Below are 19,452 nucleotides of genomic sequence, written 5' to 3' on the forward strand. Positions count from 1 at the left end.
GCCGCACGGCTATCCGTGTTCATCGTTTGAGTTCGAGGACGGCGAAGGCGTCCACGACCGCTCAAGCGCGCCACCTGCCGTCCGACAACCCGCCTGAGGCGGTTCGCGGCCGGACGGTAGGGTCCCGCGGCGAACGGCCGCCGCCGCTCGCCGACCCTCCGAACCGGGACGAACAGAAGATGCCGCGCATCACCGCACGCCGTGCCCTGTTGTGCCTGTCGTCGACCTGCGCGCTGGCCGCGCTGACACCCGCGGGCGCCGCTGCCGACGTCGTCTTCGGGCCCGCGCCCGCAACCGGCTTGCCGAGCGAGAACGATCTCATCGCCGCCGACTTCGACGGCGACGGCGTGCTCGACCTCGCCGGCAACAACTTCGGCCGAAGAGACGTCTCCGTCGCGCTCGGCAACGGCAACGGGACGTTCGCGGCGTCGAGCTCGTCGCCGCTCGGCATCACGCCGGGGACGATGGCGAGCGGCGACCTCGACGAGGACGGCAACGACGACGTCGTCGTCGGGAGCTACACGGCGACCGCGCTCTCGCTGCTGATGAGCGACGGCGACGGGACCTTCACAGCGGCGTCTGCGGTCCCCGACAACGAGCCGCCGGGCGCGATCACCATCGGCGACGTCGACGGCGACGGTCACCTCGACCTCGTGACGGCCCCGTCGCTCGGCTCCCAGAAGGTCCTGGTCTCGCTCGGCGACGGCACGGGCGGGTTCGACACGGCGATCGAGTCCGCCACGATCGGCGGGGCCACCATCGCGCTCGATCTCGCCGACTTCGACGACGACGGCGACCTCGACCTGCTCGCCCGCGCGAACGACGGAATCGGCACGCTGCGCGTCGCGCTCGGCAACGGCGACGGGACCTTCGCGGAGCCCACGTCGTACCAGCCCGGCGTGCGGGTCCTCGACGCCGTCGTGCGTGACTTCGACGGCGACGGGATCCCCGACGTCGCGGCGGCCGACACCGACAGCGACACCGTGCTGGTGCTGCGCAGCAACGGGGACGGCACGTTCGGCCCGCCCGCCACGACCTCCTCCCTCGGTGACGGGCCGGACTGGCTCGACGCGGCGGACTTCGATCGCGACGGCGATCAGGATCTCGTCGTCGTCAACTCGTTGGACGGATCGATGGCGGTGCTGGACAACCCCGGCGATGGCGCGTTCGCATCCGGTCAGATTCCCGCCAGCCCGATGATGCCGGGGACGCCCGTCGCCGGCGACTTCGACGGCGACGGCGCCGCGGACCTCGCGCTGCTCGAGGGTGTCTCCCGGACGCCCGCGCTCTGGCTGAACACGCCGACGGCCGATCCGTCGCCGGCGTCGCTGACGTTCGGATCGCAGTCGGCGCCGGTTCCGCAGGGGACGCTGAGCCCGTCGCAGACGACGGCGATCGTCAACAACGGCGCCGTGCCGCTGTCGATCGGCGGATTCGTCTTCGGCGGTGCGAACCCGGACGACTTCGTCATCGGCACCGACACCTGCCGCCGCCCGGTCGCGCCGGGTGCAAGCTGCACGATCAGCGTCCGCTTCGCGCCGCAGGCGCAGGGCGAGCGCAGCGGCACGCTGATGGTCCTCTCTGACGCGCGCGAAGGCGACACGGCGATCGCGTTGACGGGGACGGCCGGGCCGCAGCCGCAGGGGCCGCAGGGCGACCAGGGGCAGGAGGGCGACCAGGGCCCGCAGGGCGTCGCCGGCCAGGACGGCGCCAGAGGCGACACCGGCGCCCCGGGCGCGGCCGGGGCGACCGGCGAGCGCGGCGCCGACGGCACCGGTGCGGCCGGCGCCACCGGCCCGCAGGGACCCGCCGGCCCGGACGGCCCGGCCGGTCCGCAAGGTCCCGCCGGCAGCGCCGGCCAGATCCGCCTCGTCACGTGTACGACCGGCAAGCCGGCGAGAGGCAGAAGAACGACCAGACGCTGCACCACGAGAACGATCGCCGGCAACGCCACCTTCACGACCGCGCCGACCGCGCGCGCATCGCTCGCACGCAACGGCCGCGTCTACGCGACCGGCAGCGCCAGCCGCACCCGCGGCCTGCGCCTCCACGCCACCCGCACGGTCCCCAGCGGGCGCTATCGGCTCACCCTCCACTACCGCGACGGCCGCCGCCACGTCACCACCCGGGCGACGATCCGCATCCGCTGAGAAGCGACGTCGGCCGCCGCGATTCCTGCCACTCCGGGGCCGAGAGTGGCAGGATCGCCCCGAATCGGTGCATATCCGCCACTATCCGATCCCCGCAGCGGCGCTGTAGTATGACCGAAAAGCCTGCTAATAGGCGACTTTTTGGCTGTGAGCACGGGTGAATCGCACCCAGGAGGTCGCCGGTTCGAGCCCGGCTAGCTCCATACCAACGAAACCCTCGCGGATGCGGGGGTTTCGTCGTTTTGGAGGTGTAGGGTGCCGGGCTCGGCCTCGGGTTGCGGGTACGGTCGGGAGATCGCCATCGAGGAGGCGAACTGTCCAGTGGTCGGGGACCTGAGCGCGGGCCGGATCGCGATCGAGCCACGCGAGCTGCCCGGGCTCGCCGCCGTCAGCCCGGTACACGACGAGCTGGCAGTCGGCCACCGATCGGGCAAGCGAGTCGTCCGCCTGGACTGCGACTGAGCACTGCCGCACGATCACGACCACCCGCTCAGCTCGCAGACGACGGCATTGCCTCTCCGCTGTCAGAGCGATAGCCTCGCGGCGTGTCTCGAGACGCTGCCGCTGTCGCGCGCGACTGCTTCACCGCCTTCAGCGACGGCGACCTGGCAGCCTTCGCGGCGCACCTCGCCCCGGACGTCGTGGGCCGCGTCACCGGGGCCGACGGCGGCGTCGATGTGCTGCGCGGCCGGGACGCGTACGTCGCTCGGATCCCCGACCTCGACTCGGCCGAGTGGAAGGTCGAGGTGACGCAGGTCGCCGAGGTCGCTGACGACCTCGCTCTGACCGCCGTGCGCGTGCGCGCCCACCGCAACGACAGGGAGCTCCAGAACTTCGCGGCCTTCCTCACGCGCGTCGCCGACGCGCGCATTACCGAGATCTGGATGGTCGAGGCCGAGCCCGCCTACAGCGACGAGTTCTGGGCCTGACGGCCTCTCGCTATCCCGTTTGGAGAAGGTCCGCCAGACGCTGCGGGCCGTCAGTGGCTCCGGCGACCTCGGCGGCGCGCTGTAGCTGCCCGCGCGCGAGCCGACGCCGCGCGCGAGCGCGAGCAGCCGAGCGCGGACTAGCCAACCGCCGCCCTACGGCAGCTCGGCGAGGGTCAGCAGCCAGGCCTGTCGTGCGCCGGTGATGCGTGCAGAAGTGCGCCGTTGAACTGCATGATGCGGCCTTGTCGGGGCGACTCGTCATCGGGGAGAATGAGGTGGTGAGCCTCCTTGTGAATGTCGACAACTTCGTGCGCGCGGAAACCGACCGTATGTTCCGCGACATCCAACGCGAGGCCGGGGGCGTCAACGCCTTCCAGCACAAACGGACTCCCGCGCCGATCGACGAGCAGACGGTGATCCGCCTGAACCGCGACACCCTCTACAGCTTCGCGATCGTGGATCTCCAGTCGGGCGTGACGCTCACGCTCCCAGAGACCGACGGCCGGTACATGTCGGCGATGATCGTCAACAACGACCACTTCGTAAGCGAAGTCCTGCACGACTCAGGCACGCACGCGCTCGACGAGACGCGCGTCGGTACGCGTTACGCGCTCGTCGGTGTGCGGACCCTCGTCGACCCCTCAAACCCCGCGGACGTCGCCGCCGTGGTCGCATTGCAGGACCGCATGTTCCTCGACGCGAACGGCGGCGAGGAATTCGTCTCCCCCGAGTACGACACCGAGAGTCTCGACGCCACCCGCGACGCGCTGCTCGCGCTCGCGACGCGCATGCTCAGCTTCGATCGCATGTTCGGCCGCGCTGACGAGGTCACCCAGGTCCGCCACCTCATCGGCAGCGCCGCGGGCTGGGGCGGGCTCCCCACCTCCGAAGCCGCGTACATCGGCGTCGAACCGCAGACACCGGAACAAGACGGAGAGCTCGTGCTCCGAGACGTGCCGGTCGACGCCTTCTGGTCGATCTCCGTCTACGACGCCAAAGGCTTCTTCGAGCCGAACGAGTACGACCGCTACACGATCAACAGCGTGACCGCCACACCGAACGAGGACGGCTCCCACACCGTGCGCTTCGTCCACGGCGCCCCGACCGGACCCAACGACATCCCCGTCCCCGCCGGCTGGAACTACCTCGTGCGCTTCTACCGCCCACGCCCAGCCTTCTTCGACGGCACCTGGACCCTCCCCGCACTCACGCCCATCACACGCTGACGAAGGCACCCTTTCGGCGGACGAAGTGGCTCGTCGATCAGAGAGTCGTGCCGACGAACTGGGGCTGCAACCGGCGATCGTCGTCCGGCGCATCGCCGCCGGCGAGCCGGACGAGATCCTCGCCGAGGACTTCCCCCACATCCCCGCCGAAGCGCGGGAGGTCGCCAACGACCTCGGATTCGAAAGGCGCCGATGACGCGCTCGTTCGGCGCAAGGTTGACGCAGCGGTGGTGCATTGTCCGATCGGCGAGCGCCGGGCCCCGGGCGCGTGACGCGCCCGGGGCCCGGTCTGCTCTGCTGGAGGCGAGCTGCCGCTAGCGCCGGACCTGCACCGTGACGGTGCGGGTCACGGTCTGGCTGCCGATCTTCAGCGACACCCGCACGGCGTGCGACGCGACCTTCGCGGTGCGGCCGACCTTGAGTTGCACCGTGATCGTGCGCGCCTGGCCGCCCTTCAACGAGGCGATCTTCAGCGACGTGCGGCCCGAGACGCGCAGCGCCTTCGGCGCCTTCGTCGTCGCCGAGGCGCTTCGCAGCGTCGTGGCCGTGCGGTTGCTGATCCGGAACGACACGCGGGCCGTCTGGCCGCGGCGGACCGAGACCTTCGACCGGGTCGCCGCGAACGCGAACGTCCCGTCGCGACCGGCCGCGCCGGCATCGCCCTTCGGGCCGATCGGACCCTGCGGACCGATCGGGCCCAGGAGGCCGACGCCGTTCAGGCCGTCCCTGCCGTTCGCGCCGTTGGCACCGTTCGAACCGGCGTCGCCCTTGTCACCCGGCGCGCCGGGGGCACCCGGAGCGCCATCCTCACCAGGCGTCCCGGCGGGCAGCGTGGTGCTCGTGCCCGTCAGCGGGACAAGCGTCTGACTGCCGGCGACGTTCGCCTTGATGACGAGCTGCCCGGCCGTCGTGGCGCCCTCGCGCGCCGGAGCGAAGCGCACCTGCACGCGGCAGCTCCCGCCGGGCCGGATCGTCTCGCCCTCGCACTCGTCGGCCGCGATCAGAAACTCACCCTCCGACGCGTCGTCGTCGCCCTTGTAGCGCACGTCGCTGACCTTCAGCAGCTGCGCGCCCGGGTTCGTGACCGTGACCCACTGGCCGGCCCCGGTCGTCCCGGCGGCCTGTGCGGCGAACGTCGGCGCCGTGGCCTGCGCGACCGCGCCGATGTTCGGGTTGTCGAGCGCGAACCAGTCGATGCGCGACTTCTGCTTGAACGGCCGCCCGTGCAGGCGCTTGTTCTTCACCGTGCTGCTGTTGTACGGCGTGTACTGCCGGGACTCGCCCTGGTCGAGCGCCGTCTGGACCTTGCCACCGGGAACCAGCAGGTCGGGCATCGCGCCGATCGCCTCCCACCCGTCTTCGTTGTCGGCCCAGGACTCGGCGCTCTCGGGCAGCGACCGGACGAGCACCGGCTGGTCCGCCCGCTCGCCCGTCCAGCTCCACAGCCCGTAGGAGCTGTCACCCACGATCGGGCCCTGGGCGATGATCAGGTACTGGTCGTTCTTGTTCTTGCGGATCTCGCGGATCGTCCCGCCCCCGAGGTCCAGGAGGATCGGCTCGTCGAACTCCGCTCTCTCGCCGTCGCCGCCGTGGAGCTTGTCGAAGTTCGTCACCGGCACGATGATGGCCCTCGTCCCCGAGCGCTGGTTTCGCACGCCGAGGTACAGCGTGGAGGTCGAGCCGGGCGCGAACTCGGCGCCCTCGGTGTTCAGCTCCGCCGACGCGGCCGACATGCCGAGCGGGCTGCCGTGGGCGGCGTCCCAGCGCTGCAGGTCCGGCATCAGGTCCTGGTAGGGCGTCCCGACGGGAACGACCCGCGCGGCGGCCCCCCGGCCGACGAGCCGGGTCTTGTAGATGTCGTAGCGGTTGTCCTCGTTGAGCTGCGAGCCGAGCCAGTAGATCGTGTCGCCGGCGCGCGCGGACGACTCGAAGTCGACCTCGTTCTCGACGCCGCTCTGGAGCGGACCGACCTGGAACGACGCGACCGGCAGGCCCGAGATCCGCGAGTCGTACAGGCGGATGTCGTTCTTCTCGTCGTCGGCGACCAGCAGGTGCCCGTCACCGACGTCCTGCGCCGTCGAGAGGTCCGACGTGCTCTGCAGCACGCGGCTCGTCGGCGTCGTCGGCTTCGTCGCCCAGTAGTCGAACGACAACGTGCCGGTCTTGCCGGCCAGCCCGGTCACCGTCAGCGTGATCCGCGCCTTGCCGTGGCCGACCGGCTCGAACGCGACGCGCCGGTCGGCCCCGTGGCCCGTCACCGTGACCTTGTCACTCGCGACGACCGCCGGGGTGTCGCTCTGGACGTCGGTGATCCGCAGCTCGTTGGCCGGGACGCTGCCGCCGGCGACGAACTCCTGCTTCACCGAGACGGGCAGCGTCGGGTTCGTCGGGTCGCCGACGACCCCGGTGAAGCCCTCGATCAGCTCGAGGTCGTACGGGGCGGTGATCGCCGGGGCGGCGAGGTCCGCGGGGGCGGGCTCTGTCTCGGCGACGGCGATGGCGCTCGGCGAGTTGCTGGTGCTGCCGGGGAGCTGGGTGAACTCGGCATCCGGCACGACGGAGAGGGGGCCGCCGGTGAGGCCGACCGGGATCACCTTCCGGGTCAGGAAGCCCGTGACGTACAGCCGCGAGCCGCGCGGGCCGAGCGCCGCGGCGCGCCCGCCCTGGTTGGTCGTCCCGAGCTTCACGCGCTCGAGCTCGGCGTGCGTCGCGAGGTCGAACCGCGACACGTACGAGTCGTGGGCGCTCGTGTAGTGCGTCACCAGCAGATCGCGGCCGTCGCCGCTGACGGTGAACGTGCCCGCGATCGTGTTGACGAGCAGCGGGATCGACGGCTTCTCGGTCATCGTCGCGAGGTCGACGACCTGCACGAAGGAGCGGGAGCCGTTGAGCGTGTTGGCGTAGAGCGTCGCGCCGTCGGGGCTGACGAGCAGCTGGTTCGCGCCCTCGGCGATTCTCAGCCCCGGCTTCAGCAGCCCGGTCGCGAGGTCGAGCTCGGCGACGTCGCGCTGGTTGACCGCGACGAACAGCCGGCCGTCGGGGGCGAACGCCAGCGTGGTGACGGTTCCCGTCAGCGTGATCGGCGTGCCGACCACCGGGGTCGCGCCGGAGACGTCGATCGGCACGACGCGCGGGCCGGCGGCGACGTAGAGCGTTCTGCCGTCCGGCGCGAGCCGGGCCGTCGCCGGCTGGGCCAGGTCCGGGGACGCGACCGGCGTTCCCAGCGTGTTCGTCGCGACGTCGATCGGCGTGACGACGCCGGTCGTACCGCCGTGCAGGACGTAGGCGGTTCTGTCATCCGCCGTGACCTCGATGCGCTTGGTGTTCGTCGGGCTGAGCGCGGGCAGCGCGACCGGCTGCCCCGTCTCGAGGTTCACGGCGTAGAGGCCAGAGCTGGTCGTGCCGACGTAGGCGGTGGATGCGACGGACACCGAGCTGGTCAGGCCGAGCAGGCCGAGCGCCGAGAGCGCGGCCACGGCCGGCCGGCGGCCGTGGCGCATGAGCCTCCGGGACGGCGCCGCAGGGAACGGCCGGGAGGAATACGGATCGACCGCTGGAAGCAATCGGGCGGGGCGTGGTGACACGTGACGGTCCTTGCTCGGAACGGGGAACTGAGGAATCGTCAGCTTTGGGAGGGGCAGACCTGTCACCAGTCAGTGACTGATTTGTTCAACTTCTCACCCGATTGGCAACATCGCGGATGCAAGTCGTCAGAGGTTGTGTTAAGACGGTGAAACCGCCTACGCGCCAACACTCGATGGCGTAGCGTCCGCCGAATGCGCTGGGCCTCCGGAGTCGCCGAGCACAGGTGATCGCGTCGCTGTCGTGGCAGCACGTGCCGAGCTTCCTCGTCCTCGCCGATGAGCTGCACCTCGGTTCCGCAGCGAGACGGCTGGGCTTGTCGCGGCAGACGCTCGCCAAGCGGATCAGGCTGCTGGAGGAGCAGCTCGCCGCGCCGCTGTTCACGCGCACGACCCGCCGCATCGAGCTGACGCCGGCGGGCGTCGAGCTGCGCGAGCGCGCCGGTCCCGTCCTCGAAGCGATGGACGACGCGGTGCGTCACGTGCAGCGCGCCGTCGCCCGCGGACGGCTGTCGATCGGCATCAGCACCGACCTGATGAACGACTGGGACGTCCGCGTCGACGCGTGGATCCGAGAGCGCGCCGAAGCGGCGGAGCTGGAGCGTCGCATGCCCGACGACGCGCTGCGGCTCGTCCGTGCCGGGCGGCTGGACGTCGTCGTGATAGTCGGCGTCGGCGAGGACGAACCGCACAGCGTGCTCGTCGGGCACGAGCCGACCGTCGTCGTCTTCCCTGACATGCATCCCGCCGCCGGCCAGCAGGCGGTCCGAGTCGGCGAACTGCGCGACCTGCCGGTCGTCGTCACCGACGTCGCGAGCGTCGACCACCACCGCGCGGCCGTCGAGCTGCTGCATGGAGACGCCGACCTGCCCTATCTGCTCGCGCCCCGCATCGGCACGATCCGCGCGGGCCTCATCCACGCCGCGCGCCTCCACGGCGCGGCCGCCGTCGTGCTCTCCCGCGGCCTCGAGCCAGCGGACACCGCCGCGCTCGCCGCCCTGCCGCTGGACCCGCCCCTCCTCCTTCCCGTCACCGTGATCGCCCGGCCCGGGCTGCCGGACGAGCTGCTGACCTCGCTCGCCGACCACCTGCTCGGCCCGCCGGCCGGGTAGGTCACGTCCGGGAGGACTCCCTACGTGTCGAGCTGCTCGCGCTCGGCGGTGAGTGCGGCGAGCAGGCTCTGCGGGCCGCCGATCGCGAGCGCGACCGGGTCGGCTGTGAAGTCGTGCTCGCTGCGGAGGTCGAACATGCAGCGCAGTTCGGTCGATTCGATCACGGTCGATCACGACGACCTCCCAACCGGTGACGAGTACCCCGCCACCGTCGCCGCGACGCCGGCGCAGGATCCCGCGATGCGGACGCTCGCGCAGCCGCCGTCGTAGTAGCTCACCGCGCGGTTCGACCGCCGCGTACGATGCCGCGCATGCTCTGGTCGCCGCGCAGTTCGGGCCGGCTTCGTGCCGCCCTCGTCGCCCTCGTCCTGCTCGCCTCCGGCGCCCTCGCCGCGACGGCGTCGGCAGCGACCTCGCGCCTCGTCGTGACGCCGCGCGCCGGCGCCGAAGTGACGCGCACGCCGCTGACGGTGACGATCAGAGCCCCGGCCTCCGCGGCCGCGCTGCGCGTCACGCTCAACGGCGTCGCGATCACCGACCGCTTCTCGGCGCCCGACCGCCGCGGCCGGCGCACGCTGCGCGCCTCCGCGAACGACGCCATCCGCTACGGCCGCAACGTGCTCGCCGTCCGCGTCGGCAGAGCCGGGTCCGTGCGCCGCGCGCGCACCGCCTTCACCATCACGCGCGCCCGCCCCCTCGTCGGCGCCGGCCGTGACAGACGCGTCGTCGCGGGGCGCGCGGTCAAGCTCGACGGTCCGCCTCGCGCCCGCGGACCCCGCCCGCCGCACCGGGTCGCGCGGTCGCCTTCATCGGCGGCGTCGGCAACGGCGGGCAGCCGGGGACGCCGGCCGGTCTCGGCTTCCGCTGGAGCCTCGTGTCGAAGCCGAAGGGCAGCAGCGCGATGCTGAAGCTCGCCCCGCTGGCGCTGCAGCCGGCAACGGTGCAGCCGCTGAGGCTGCAGCCGGCGACGCCGACGCTCCTGACCGACACGCCCGGCAGATACACGGTCGCGCTGAAGGTCGTCGAGGGCAGCACCGCCTCGCTCGTCGACACCGTCACCGTGACGGCGACGCTCGACACGCCGCTGGTCCCGATCGACACGGCGGCGACGGTCGCCGGCAGACGCGGCGTCGCGATCGGCTAGCACCCGGCGCTCAACGGCAACAGAGCGCCCTCCGGCCCGAGCCAGGCGTTCTACCCGCGCAACGGCAACGCGCTCCAGCTCGTCGTGCTCGACCGCAGCACGCTGCAGCCGGTCGCGACCTGGGGCGGCCCGGCGAACACCGCCTCGATGACGACGCTCGCCCAGCAGGTGAGCGGCTACGACGACGCGCAGCTCGCGATCATCACCACCTGGGCCGATCCCGGCTGGGCGGCGATCGGCCACCCGGGCGTGGGGCTCACGGCCAGAGGCGAAGGGCCGGGTGAGATCGGCTCCGCGCAGTTCCCGCTCTTCTACGCCCCGGACCCGCTGATCGACGGCCAGATGACGTGGGTCGGCGTGCCGGGCTCGCCCGCCGGCTCGGCGTGGCAGACGTTCGGCGTCCCCGGAGGCGCCGGCGTCAGCACGCTCGACGGCTTCCTCGCGCCCGACAGCAACGACAACTACGTCTACCTCGCGGGCAGACCGACGACCTTCGACCTCGGCCCCGACAGCGCGGGCAGCACGAGCGCCTCGCTGCAGATCGGCGCGGCGACGTACAGAGCGTCGCTGCCAGCCGGCCAGGGCGGCTTCACCGTCGCCTACCTCGACGCCCGCTCGCTCGCGCCGACGGCGCAGGGCCAGCAGACCTACGCGACGACCAACGGTGACGGCACGCCGAACCTCAGCGAGATGACGCGAATGACGACCGACCTCGGCACGGCGCAGAGCAATCGCTCCCCGATGATCGTCGCGATCCGCTCGATCGGCAACGTGCCGCTCGCGCCGATTGGACTGCAGCCGCCGAGCTACAGCGGGCCGTTCGACAGCGCCTACGCGGACGCGCTCGACGCGCTCTCGACGGCGGTCGCGCTCAGCGGCGGCAGCGCGCAGACGTTCATCGCGATGGCGACCGCGCCGCTGACGGGCGCCAGCGCGGTCAACTCCTACTCGCTGCTCGGCTCCAACGGCCAGCCGAGCCCGCTCGTCCCCCAGCTCGGCAACCAGGGCCAGGGCGCCGAGGTCGGCAGCGGGCGCTCGCCCGCGCCCGCGTCGACCGAGCTGAGCGGCCAGCTGATGCGCGATCACTGGCAGCGCTACGCGCCGGCCGGCGGCGTCGCCGCGGACTCCGGCGCGACGCTGCTGGAGACGGCGCTCGCCGAGCCGAGCAGCTGGCCGTTCACCTCCACCAGCGCCGGCAACGCCGCCGTCGCCTGCATCGGCGTCAACGTCGCGGACCTCGGCGCCGACCCGCGCGCGGCGTACTGGACGCAGCCGTACTCCGGCAGCGACTGGCTCACGATCCAGTCGCAGGTGAGCGCGCTGAGACCGTCCGCCTGCCCGAGCGTCGCGGTCGCGCTGTTCCGCCAGGTGCGCGCCCAGATCGCGACCGAGATCGGCTGGGTCGTCAACGTCGACAGCTACATCGACTCGCTCGTCACCCCCTTCACCAGCGACGGGCTCAGCTCGTTCGCCGACCTCGCGTCGATCACGCAGGACGTCGTCAGCGCGGTCAAGCCGCCGCCGAGAGCGACGGCCAGATTCAGCATCCTCGGCCTGTTCATCGACATCGCCGATCTCGCCGGCGGCTTCGACGTCCCGGCCGCGGACGCGATCTCGGCGTCATGGGCGCTGACGGGCTTGCTCACGCCGGGCGCCGGCGGCGATCCGTCGGTCGACCTGACCGACGAGGTCGAGGACACGGCCGCCAACATCGGGCAGGATCTCGCGACCGAGCTGCAGACGATCTCCGGCAACTACGGCAACCTCGTCAACGTGATCGTCGCCGACTACGCGAAGCTGCGGACGGTCGGCACGCTCGGCGGCTGCGTCTCGGGCCCCGGCTGCACGCCGGCATGGAGATTCACGAGACGGCAGCAGGACGCCGCCTCGCGGATGTTCGAGGTCAGCGCGCGGCGCCAGATCTGGGGCGGCATCCTTCCGGCCGCCTACCCGTACGTGCTGCAGACGTCGAGCAACACGAACGCGTACAACGGCACCTTCCAGGGGCCGCAGGAGCAGATCTCGGGGATCGGCTGCGACTTCGCGCAGCCGTTCCCGGTCGCGACGCCGGTCTTCCTCCGGTATGGCATCCGCCAGGTCGGCAACACGCCGTTCATGGTCCTCTCGCAGACCGACTTCCAGGGCGCGAGCTCGCCGGCGACGAACTTCCCGCCACCGAGAAGCAACGTCGTCAGAGACCTGACGACGCTGTTCGCCCCGCTCGACCCGGCCGGCGACCCGAGCAGAGGCGGCCTCGGCGTCGACCAGTACGACTTCATGGTCACGAACTGGACCTGGACCGACGACACGACGAGAGCGCCGACGCCGGCGCTGAAGCAGTGGCGCGGCTGCGGCGGCTGAGCCGCCGCGGTCGCGGTCGCGGACTCAGTCACCCTGCTGCGACGTCGAGCGCCACGCGCCCCGGGCAGATCGAGACCGCCGCCCGCCGACGGCGCGGCGGGCTGAGTCGAACAGTTGCCGAGTTGCGCGGCGGGCGCGTCGCGGGTCGTGAGGGTGTCGCCGATCGCACGAGCATGTTCCACGTGACCAACGCCTGCGCGCGGTCGCCGCGCGCCGCGCGGCGACGACTCGCTCGGAGCGCGACCGCGCTCGCCTCGTTCCTGCTGCTCGGCGTGCCGCCGAGCAGCGCCCTCGCGGCCGGTTGGGTCGAAGGTCCGAGGCTCGCAGTGGCCGCCAACGCCCCCGGTGTGGCGGTGGGGGTCGCGCCCGACGGCGCGGTCGAAGCGGCCTGGTACGAGGTCGACGCGACCGGCATGCCGACCAGCCTGCAGGCGCAGCACGTGGCCCCTGACGGCGCCGTCGCCGCTCCCGTCTCGCTCGGAGCCGGAGCGAACCCGGTGATCGCGACCTCAACGAACGGCTCGAGCGCGGTCGCGTGGCTGCAGGTCGATCCCGCGCCCAGAGATGCGGTGCTCCATCTCACGCTGTTGGACGCCGGCGGCGTGAGAACGAGCGACGTGACCGTCGCGGCGTTCCCGGTCAGCGGCGTGGTGCCGTCCTACGACGTCGCGCTCGACGCGGCGGGGAACGCGACGATCGTCTGGGCGCAGCCGCAGACGAGAACGAGCGCGCCGCTCCAGGCGATGCGCGTCCGCGCCGACGGGACCCACAGCGACGCCGTCACCGTCGGCGACGCCGCGGTGGTCCAGCCGGGCTACGTCGTCGATCCCTCACCGAGAGTCGCCGGCGCGCCTGACGGATCCGCGTGGATCGGCTGGGTCAGCAGCGCGGGCTCGCGGGCCCAGGCGGCTCGTCTGAACCCGGCCGGCGAACTCGACGTCCCGGCGGTCACGCTCTCTGCCCCCGACGACGAGGTCGGCGGCCTCGCGCTCGCCTCCTCGGCCACCGGCGGGACCGCGATCGCCTGGGGCGCCAACGACCCCGAAGCCAACGAGCCCGACCCGAGCGCGACGCCGACCTCGCACATCGCCGGTGTGCGCCTCGGCTCCGGCGGCGCGATCGCCGGCTCCGCGTTCGGCGTGACGGGCGCGATGTCGATCGCGCCCGGGTCCGGCCTCTACGGCATCCCTCCGTTCACCATCGGCGTCGGCCCCGACGGCGCGATCTCGCTCGCCTGGCTCCGCGCCGCCGGGCTCTTCCCGAGAGCGGCGTTGAGCCGCTTCGCGGTCGGCCAGGGCACCGTCGCCGCCCACCTGCTCGACCCCGGTGTCGCCGGCTCCGACGGCGAGGCCAACGCGCAGGTGAGCGTCGCGCCGGACGGCTCGGCGATCGCGACCTGGCAGTCGTTCTCGTTGGCGACCGGCGCGCAGACCCCGAAGGCCGCGCAGATCGCGCCCGACGGCTCGATCGGCGCGACCGGACCGCTCCCGATCACACTCCAGAACGCCTTCTCGGCGGCGACGCCGATGCCGCGCGCGGCCAACGGCGCGAGCGCCTACGCCGCCGCCGTCATCGGCAACCTCGGCCCAGGCGCGGGCAGAGTGACCTTCACGGCCGGCCTCTACCGGGTCGGCACGCCCGGCCCGACGATCACGGCCGCCGTCCCGGCGACCGGCGTCGCGCTCACCCCGATCGCGCTCAGCGGCACCGTCTCCGGCGCCGCTGACGACACGCTGACGTGGGAGTTCGGCGACGGCGCCAGCGCCAGAGGCCTGAACCTCACGCACGCCTACGTCACCCCCGGCACCTACACGGTCACCGCCCGCGCCAGCGACCGCCACGGGATCACCACGACCGTCACGAGACAGATCGCGATCGCACCGGCGCCGACCGGCGGCGGTCCGGCGCCGCCCCGCGCGACCGCGACCGCCGCGCGCCTGAAGATCACGCGAGCGACCCGTGAGGGCGCGAAGGTGACTGTCCGCGGAACGATCGACAGACGCGCCGGCGGCAAGGTCACGATCGCCTACGCACAGCGCGTCAAGCGCAGAACGATCAAGGTCAGACAGAGCGCGAGAATCGCCAAGGGCGCCTGGCGCGCGACGCTGAGACTCCCCAGAACGCTGAATCGAGGAAAGGCCGCCAGCGCCAAGGGCACGGTCACCGTGACCTTCTCCGGCACCACCGCCGTCAGACGTGCGCACGCCACGCGCACCGTCTCACTCGCGACGTAGAAGAGAGCCAGGCGACCGCGACGGTGAGCATCGCGGCCGTCGCGGTCGCGGCCCTCTGCTGATCTACCGCCCGCGCACCTCCCCGCGCTCCAGCCTGATCGCGGTGCCGGCGGACTCGATGTTCTTCGAGCCCGTCGGCACGACGGTGACGGTGTGGCGCTTGCGCCGCGCCCAGCTCTGCTCGAACAGCGCGACGCCGGACATCTCGGCCCCGCGGTAGCCGTAGGTGTCGATGCGGCCGGCGCGGCGGCCGTCGACGTAGACGTCGGCCTGACCGCAGGCCGCGCAGCGCTCGCCCACGAGCGTGAACTGCTCGCCGGTGAACGTGTACGTGGTGCGGTCGCCCTGCGCGCGCCCGGCGACGGTGCGCGGCGTGTCGGTGAGGACCTGGAAGCCGTCGAGCGAGATCGCCGTGCTGTTGGCGGCGTTGTTGCGCTCGCCGCTCTCCGTGATCCGGATCGTGTGTCTGCCGCTGCTCCCGAACGCCTTCGTGTAGATCGGGATCGCGTGGTTGTTCTCGTCGGGCGCGTAGAGGTCGACGACGGTCTCCACTCTGCCGTCGATCGACACGATCGCCTTGCCCGCGCTCGGCCCGAGCTGGGCGTACCACGTGACCTGGCTGCCGGTGAACGTGTACTCGGCGAAGTTGTGCAGATCTCTGATCGGCTCGTAGGAGATCTCCGGATCCCACTTCGTCCCGTCGGAGGTGAACTCGCCGTTGTTGTTGATCTCGAAGCGAACGACGTCGCCGCTTGAGACGTCGAGCCCGTCGACGTTCGCCGCGACGCCGGTGAGGTCGTCGCCGGCGATCGTCTGCGGCCCCCACACCGTGTCGCCGTTCTTGGTGATCCTGACGACCACGCCGTTGCCGCCCGGCACCAGCTTGCCGACCTGGCTCTCGATGTAGAGCGTCCCGTCTCTCGGAGCCGTCCAGGCGCGGGCGGCGTCTTGGCCGATCCCAGGCCCGGGGTGCACGGCGGTCGGCCAGACGTAGCCGCCGAACTGCGGCGTGTCGTCGTGCCACTCCCGCATGCCGAGGTAGCCAGAGGGGCGGTAGTTGACCATCTCCTGCCACGCGCCGCCGATCTTGTCCTGGTAGCGCCAGCCGTTCTCCCCCTGCACGCCGCTGAAGCCCCGGCATGCCGTGTGGCAGCCGGAGGACGTCGACGACAGCGTTCCCGCGGACGCGTTGCGCACGTCGGTTCTGTGGAGCCAGCCGCCCGAGTAGACGACCCCGTCACCGGCCGCGTCGTCGGCGGTCAGCGACGGCAGGCGGTTCGACGCGCGCGCTCCCTCGGCGCGGGAGCGGTTGCCGTCGCTGTCGAAGGTGCGCACCGAATAGCGCGCGCTCGGCGACGCCCCGGCGGTGTGGTCGAACCAGTACGTGCCCTTCGAGACCGTGCCGATCACGGCGCCGTCGCGCAGCACGTCGTAGCCGCTGACGCGGGTCTCGTCCGAGCCGGGCGCCCACGAGACCTCGACGCCGCGGTAGTTCATGTTCGTGCCCGTGCTCACGCGCACGCGCTTGGGCGGCTTCGGTGCGCGCTGGTCGGTGCCCGCGCCGGGATGGTCCGCAAGGTTGAGGTAGATCAGCTGCCCGACCGGGACGTTGGGCATCGTGATGCCGTCGCGCATCAGGTCCGCGCCGCTCGCGCTGTAGGGGCTGCCGCCGAACTCGAAGCGGACGTCATATCTCGTGGTGGGATCGAGACCGCGCGGGTGGACGGTGACCTGCTCCTCCTCGGCTCTCGGACGGCCGTTGACCCCGGTGCACATGTAGCCGTTCTGATCGCAGTTGGAGGGGGCGCGGAAGACCAGCAGGCCGCGCTTGCGATCCCAGCTGAGGCGCTGGAACCAGCGCGGGCGCTCGGCGCTGTCGGTGGCGTCCGGGTGGTACTGCCGCACCCAGCGCCCAGCGACGCCTCTGTCGACGAGGTAGTGGTACGCGTCGACCAGTCTGCGCATGCACTCGATCCGCTGCGGGTCGCTCGTGTCGCCGGTGAAGTCCGGGTTGAACTGCAGCAGGACGTTGTAGCTCGCGTCACAGGCGCCGGGGTCCCACGAGTCCGGGATCCCGCTGAGCTTGTCGGTCGGGAACAGCCGCGAGACCGCGTCGTGCTCCGCATAGCCCGCGTTGTCGGTGAAGCTGAAGCTCGAGGAGAGCCGCAGGTAGTCCCAGCCGATGTTGCCGCCGCCGCCGTTGACCCCCTGGAAGGCGCAGCCTCTGCAGGCGTCGAGGAAGCGCTGGATCGACTCGCGCAGCCCCGCGTCCTGGCCGAGCTGCTGCGCGCCGCTCGTGTTGTCGACCATGAGGCTGTCGTTGCGCCACGCGTAGTCGCCGTATGCGCCGGCCTTGCCGATCAGCAGATCCTGCATCCAGCGCCGCGCGGCGGGGTTGGAGAGGTCGAGGATGTTGCCGGGCGTGAACCAGTCCGGATGCTCTCTGCGGACCGCCGACGAGGGATCGCCGACGTAGGCCCAGAAGTAGATCAGCTGCTGCATCCCGTACTTCGACAGGTAGTCCTTGCTCAGCCGCCAGTCCGGCCCGTTCCAGTCACCTTCGTTGTCCCACCAACCGCAGTCGCGGTGATAGCTGTCGGCGCCGATCGTCCGCATCTGGTCGACGAAGCCGAACACCTTCTGCAACGTGCCGGCGTAGTCGGGCGTGCCGGGCGTGAAACAGATCGCGCCTGCCAGCCACTGGCCCAGCATGCGGATGTTCGTGAAGTACTCCGGACGCGTATCATCCCAGAGATATCTGTACTGCCACGCGAGCAGGCCGTCGGTCATGTCGTCGAGGTCGTCGACGTAGGTGCCGACGAACGCCTTCGGGCTCCTGACGGTCGCGCCGGGCGCGACGTCGCTGTCGTAGTTGGGGATGCCGGCGGAGACGCTCACCTGCCCGCCGTTGCGCGCGCCGATCGGCGCGCGCCAGCGGCCGAAGTAGTCGAAGCCCATGTAGAGGCCGTCCTCGCGGGCCTCGTCCCAGACGCCGAACCACGGCGTGTAGACGTAGGAGCTGAGGTTGAAGCCGCCGCCTGCCGCGCAGGCGTCCGGCACGCCTCTCGCGGCGGCGTCGTCGCCTCTCGCGGGATCGCTGACGCAGGCGGCCGCGTCGTAGCTGTCGAAGTCGCGCGCGTAGCTCGCCGTCAGCGGCGTCGTCACGAGCTGGTTCGCACCGGGGATCGTCGGCTGCGCGCCGGTCATGTACTGCAGCTTCAGATCGCCGGCGGCGGCCGCTCTGCCCAGCAGGCGCTGCTCGACGAACGAGGGGTTCGTCAGCCGCTTCGCCTGGGCGCCGGTGTTCGTGTAGTCGGTCCACTCACGGATCAGCGACTGGCCCGGGTAGACGACGTAGTGCTTCGTGACGCCGACGCCCGCACGCGTCAGCGCGACGTCGAGCTGAAGCACCGGTCTGCCGCCCTCGCGCATGCGTTGCACCGCACCGGATCTGCAGCTCCATCCGGGCGTGACGCCGGTCAGGTCCTGGCCGTCCCAGCGGAAGCGGAACTCGGGCGACGCGGCGCCGTCGTCGACGTACTGGCGCGGAGTCGCGGCGAGCTTGTTGACGAAGCTGGTCAGCGCGTACGTGCCCTGGGCCGCGTCGAAGGCGAGGCGCTTCTCGATGCCGGCCGCGCCGATCTGCCACGTGCACGCGTTCTGCCCGCGGGTCGCGTAGGCGTCGCCCTCGCGGGTGCCGGCCGACCCGGCCGACGCGACCGGTGCGACGGCAAGCGTGAGGCCGAATGCCAACAGCAGAGGCGCGCCGCGACGAATGAGGCGGGGCATGCGGATCGTCCTGCTGCGGCAGAAGCGGGTCGCGGGATCGGCGGCCGCTGCGGCAGCGCCGTCCGCGCCGGCCCACGGCCGGTCGCCATGTGACGGGTTCACGTCGTCTCTCTCCTCGGCGTGTCTTCGAGCGGCGCGCACGACGGCGCTCCGCATCGTCTCCCGTCGCAACTTGCATACGGAAAACGGTTAACAAATTTCCGAAGACCGTATGCAGAAGGCCCGAACGTGTCAAGTCAGCCGCGCCGGACCGCGCCGCGCGCCACGCCGCGCCACGCCCCGCGCCACGCCACGCCGCACCGCCGCTCCCCGCTGCGCCCAGCCCGAGCCACCCCCGCGTTGCGCGCGTGGGCGACGGGCTCAGACGAACGACGCCGCCATGTTGCCGGAGGCGCGGTCAGGGAGCGAGCACGCGCAGCCAGCGATTGACGGGGCGGCCGAGGGTGCGGGCGCCGGTGTAGGGACGAACGGTGATGCGGTAGAGCGCCGGTCTGAGTCGCAGCGTCAGCTGCCGGCGGGCGCGGGCGGCGGCGAGCGTCGCGGTGCGGGTCAACACGATCGCGAGCATCGGCGCGGCGGTGGCGGCGCCGGCGACGGTGGTCGGCGGTGCCAGCCTGCCGTCGAAGGTACCGGCCGAGCCACGCGGCGGGCAGCGCTTCAAGCCGCCGGTTCCGATCGCCCGGGCGACCTCGATCCGCACTCTCGCCGCCGCGGTCAGGCGGAGATCGAGGCCGACCTTGGCGCGGCCCGCGCGGTCGGGGCGGACGCAGCGCTGGGCGAGCGTGAAGCGCTCGATCGCGGCAGGTCTCGTGACCGGCGGTCTCGCCGCCGGTGGGGCCGGCGGCGCGGGCGGCTGCGGCGCCGGCGGGGCGGGCGGGTCCGGCGTCGGCGGCACGGGCGGATCGGGCTGTGCGGTGCCGCTGCCG

General features: G+C 72.0%; 12 protein-coding genes and 1 pseudogene. 10 read left to right on the plus strand and 3 right to left on the minus strand.

Annotated elements, in window-relative coordinates:
* The first annotated feature begins 179 nt into the window (after positions 1-179).
* The 4 genes from R7226_RS12275 to R7226_RS12290 all read left to right on the plus strand — a co-directional run bounded on the left by R7226_RS12275 (position 180) and on the right by R7226_RS12290 (position 4,501).
* Positions 180-2,150 carry an FG-GAP-like repeat-containing protein gene (locus R7226_RS12275; protein WP_318597452.1) on the plus strand — a complete coding sequence of 657 codons (1,971 nt, stop codon included), beginning with the start codon at positions 180-182 and terminating at the stop codon, positions 2,148-2,150.
* A gap of 545 nt (positions 2,151-2,695) precedes the next feature.
* Positions 2,696-3,079, plus strand: a complete 384-nt coding sequence (locus tag R7226_RS12280) for a nuclear transport factor 2 family protein (protein ID WP_318597453.1) — start codon at positions 2,696-2,698, stop codon at positions 3,077-3,079.
* Positions 3,080-3,357: 278 nt separating this feature from the next.
* A complete protein-coding gene (locus R7226_RS12285; protein ID WP_318597454.1) occupies positions 3,358-4,305 on the plus strand; it encodes a DUF1214 domain-containing protein in 948 nt (315 codons plus the stop codon).
* Between the two features lie 25 nt (positions 4,306-4,330).
* Positions 4,331-4,501, plus strand: coding sequence for a hypothetical protein (locus tag R7226_RS12290; RefSeq protein ID WP_318597455.1), 171 nt, complete (start codon positions 4,331-4,333; stop codon positions 4,499-4,501).
* Positions 4,502-4,619: 118 nt separating this feature from the next.
* Here the strand turns inward: R7226_RS12290 and R7226_RS12295 are convergent, their stop codons facing one another.
* The gene (locus R7226_RS12295) at positions 4,620-7,805 is read right to left on the minus strand and encodes a hypothetical protein (protein ID WP_318597456.1); all 3,186 of its coding nucleotides are present in this window, start codon (positions 7,803-7,805) and stop codon (positions 4,620-4,622) included.
* A 308-nt stretch (positions 7,806-8,113) separates the two neighbouring features.
* Here R7226_RS12295 and R7226_RS12300 point away from each other — a divergent pair, with 308 nt between their 5' ends.
* From R7226_RS12300 to R7226_RS12325, 6 genes are all read left to right on the plus strand, one after another.
* A complete protein-coding gene (locus tag R7226_RS12300) occupies positions 8,114-8,998 on the plus strand; it encodes a LysR family transcriptional regulator (RefSeq protein ID WP_318597457.1) in 885 nt (294 codons plus the stop codon).
* Between the two features lie 135 nt (positions 8,999-9,133).
* Complete coding sequence (locus R7226_RS12305; RefSeq protein ID WP_318597458.1) at positions 9,134-9,268, plus strand: hypothetical protein; 135 nt, start codon at positions 9,134-9,136, stop codon at positions 9,266-9,268.
* 41 nt (positions 9,269-9,309) lie between these two features.
* On the plus strand, positions 9,310-9,906 hold the full coding sequence (locus R7226_RS12310; RefSeq protein WP_318597459.1) for a hypothetical protein: 597 nt from the start codon (positions 9,310-9,312) through the stop codon (positions 9,904-9,906).
* Positions 9,873-10,142 (plus strand): hypothetical protein, encoded by a 270-nt coding sequence (locus R7226_RS12315; protein ID WP_318597460.1) that lies wholly within the window; start codon positions 9,873-9,875, stop codon positions 10,140-10,142. The genes R7226_RS12310 and R7226_RS12315 overlap by 34 nt, the downstream gene beginning before the upstream one ends.
* Positions 10,143-10,226: 84 nt before the next feature.
* Positions 10,227-12,503: a hypothetical protein gene (locus tag R7226_RS12320; protein WP_318597461.1), complete on the plus strand. Its 2,277-nt coding sequence runs from the start codon at positions 10,227-10,229 to the stop codon at positions 12,501-12,503.
* Between the two features lie 182 nt (positions 12,504-12,685).
* Complete coding sequence (locus R7226_RS12325) at positions 12,686-14,737, plus strand: PKD domain-containing protein (protein ID WP_318597462.1); 2,052 nt, start codon at positions 12,686-12,688, stop codon at positions 14,735-14,737.
* Between the two features lie 63 nt (positions 14,738-14,800).
* On the opposite strand, the gene R7226_RS12330 is transcribed toward R7226_RS12325, so the two are convergent.
* Positions 14,801-18,628 carry a hypothetical protein gene (locus R7226_RS12330; RefSeq protein WP_318597463.1) on the minus strand — a complete coding sequence of 1,276 codons (3,828 nt, stop codon included), beginning with the start codon at positions 18,626-18,628 and terminating at the stop codon, positions 14,801-14,803.
* 295 nt (positions 18,629-18,923) lie between these two features.
* Positions 18,924-19,452: pseudogene (locus tag R7226_RS12335) on the minus strand (hypothetical protein); the annotation flags it as partial.

Source organism: Conexibacter stalactiti, assembly GCF_033542075.1.
In the GTDB taxonomy this organism is placed as follows: domain Bacteria; phylum Actinomycetota; class Thermoleophilia; order Solirubrobacterales; family Solirubrobacteraceae; genus Conexibacter; species Conexibacter stalactiti.